The sequence below is a fragment of the Variovorax humicola genome, from assembly GCF_037889915.1.
GTDB classification, from domain to species: Bacteria; Pseudomonadota; Gammaproteobacteria; order Burkholderiales; family Burkholderiaceae_C; genus Variovorax; species Variovorax humicola.
Map to the genome: position 1 here is coordinate 1 of NZ_JBBKZV010000092.1, position 1,967 is coordinate 1,967.

The window sequence follows — 1,967 nt, forward strand, 5'->3', positions numbered from 1 at the left end:
GGCCTCGTGCAACCGGGCGCCAGATCGGCGCGCGGCTTCGATGTCTCGGGCATGTTCCTGGCGATCTTCGAGGCCAATCATTCGTCCTCGCCCTGCGTGTTTCTTCTGAAGATCGCCTCGCATTTTTTTGGGTTCGTTGGGACTATTTGTGGGTGCTTTTTGGCAGGCCGACGGGGCCGGACGACGCGCTCAGGAACCGACGCAGCTTTCTACATGTGGCGTCCAGTGAGTCCTGTTCTGCTTCACTGATGCGTGACCCCATGAATGGACCGCCATCGCCTTGCATGAGTTGCTCAAGGGCGTCGGAGACGTCCATCCGGGCCAAGTCGTCGTCTTCGTAGCGGCGTCGCACGAGTTCGCCACCGAGGGCCCAGAGATTGTCGCGGTGCCGCCTCACGGTCTGGCGCGCCAGTCCCTGATTCAGCAGGTCGAGCAGGAAGGGGATGAGCACCTCGATGATCCGCTGGCCGACTGCGAGGTCCGGCTGGTCGTAGCTCCACGAGTTCGGCCAATTGTCCAGATCCGGGCATGCCTGGCGCAGCCGCTGCGCGTCGTGCGGCGTAACAATGGATGCACCGTCCACGCTGCCACGGGGGTTGACCATGCTGCTGACCCGCTTGCTCAATGCCTGTCACCACTTTCCAGGCTTCGTCTACGCAGCAGTGCGCCTGATCGAAACCACCAGCACCATCGAGATTGACGTGCGCCCGCGTCGAGGCTCCCGGGCGCGCTGCTCGTGCTGCGGCGGCTGCGCGCCTGGATATGACGTACTGCCCGTGCGGCGCTTCGAGTTCATTCCGATCTGGGGTTATGCCGTGCAGCTACTGTATTGCATGAGGCGCGTGCAGTGTCGCCAGTGCGGCGTGAAGGTCGAACAGGTGCCTTGGGGCATCGGCAAGCACACCCTGACGCGAGCCTACATGCTGCACCTGGCCCATTGGGCGCGCAAGCTGTCGTGGAGCGAGACTGCGCTGAGCTTTCGCACCACCTGGGAACAGGTCTGCCAGGCAGTGGAGTACGTTGTGCAGTGGGGCCTCGAGCACCGCGACCTGGGCTCGGTGCGGGCCATCGGAGTAGACGAGATCCAGTGGGGGCGAGGCCACGACTATCTGACGCTGGTCTACCAGATCGAGGCCGATTGCGTGCGGCTGCTGTGGGTCGGCAAGGAACGCACGAAGCACAGCTTCGAGCAGTTCTTCGAGATGATCGGCCAGGAACTGGCGGCCAAGATCGAGTTCGTCTGCTCGGACATGTGGCAGCCCTACCCCGACCTCATTGCCAAGCACTGCACTGCAGCACTCAACATCCTGGACCGCTTCCACGTGGTGGCCAAGCTCAACCTGGCGCTGGACGACGTACGCGCCACCGAGGCACGTCGCATGGCACGCGAAGGCTACGAGCCCGTGCTCAAGAAGAAGCGCTGGTGTTTGCTCAAGCGCCCCGAGAACCTGACCGACCAGCAGCGCATGAGCCTTCGCGAATTGCTGGGCTACAACCTGAAAAGCGCACGTGCCTATCTGCTCAAAGAGGAGTTCCAGCAGTTCTGGGACTACGACTCCCCAACTTGGGCCGCCAAGTACCTCGATCGTTGGTGTGCCCGCGCAATGCGATCACGCATCGATCCGGTGAAGAAGTTCGCCCGCACGGTGCGCGCCCATCGGGAGTTGCTGCTCAACTACTTTCGCGCCAAAAAACAATTCTCCAGTGGCGTCATCGAGGGGCTGAACAACAAGGCCAAAGTCACCATGAGAAAAGCATACGGCTATCGGACCTTCCACATCGCCGAACTCTCTCTGTATCACGTGCTCGGCAAGCTCCCCGAGCCAAAACTCGCCCACAAATTTTTCTGACGAACCTTTTTTTGAGAGCACCAGCAACGCTGCCGTCTCGGCCAGGGCCTTGTCCTTGCGTCGGACTTCGCGCTCGAGTTCCTTGATGCGCCGGCGGTCCTCTCTGGTTTGCGAGGG

General features: G+C 61.8%; 2 protein-coding genes. One reads left to right on the forward strand and one right to left on the reverse strand.

The features are described from left to right. Positions 1-142 precede the first annotated feature (142 nt). Positions 143-604 carry a hypothetical protein gene (locus WKW80_RS37110; RefSeq protein WP_340368546.1) on the reverse strand — a complete coding sequence of 154 codons (462 nt, stop codon included), beginning with the start codon at positions 602-604 and terminating at the stop codon, positions 143-145. Between WKW80_RS37110 and WKW80_RS37115 the strand changes: the two genes are divergently transcribed. Beyond that, entirely contained in the window at positions 603-1,850 is a 1,248-nt protein-coding gene (locus WKW80_RS37115) for an ISL3 family transposase (protein WP_340368547.1), read from the forward strand. The genes WKW80_RS37110 and WKW80_RS37115 overlap by 2 nt on opposite strands. Positions 1,851-1,967 lie beyond the last annotated feature (117 nt).

What these genes read in the sequence shown, in the direction of transcription:
- WKW80_RS37115 (WP_340368547.1), top strand. Translation starts at nt 603, where the DNA reads ATGCTGCTGACCCGCTTGCTCAATGCCTGTCACCACTTTCCAGGCTTC.
- WKW80_RS37110 (WP_340368546.1), bottom strand. Translation starts at nt 604, where the DNA reads ATGGTCAACCCCCGTGGCAGCGTGGACGGTGCATCCATTGTTACGCCG.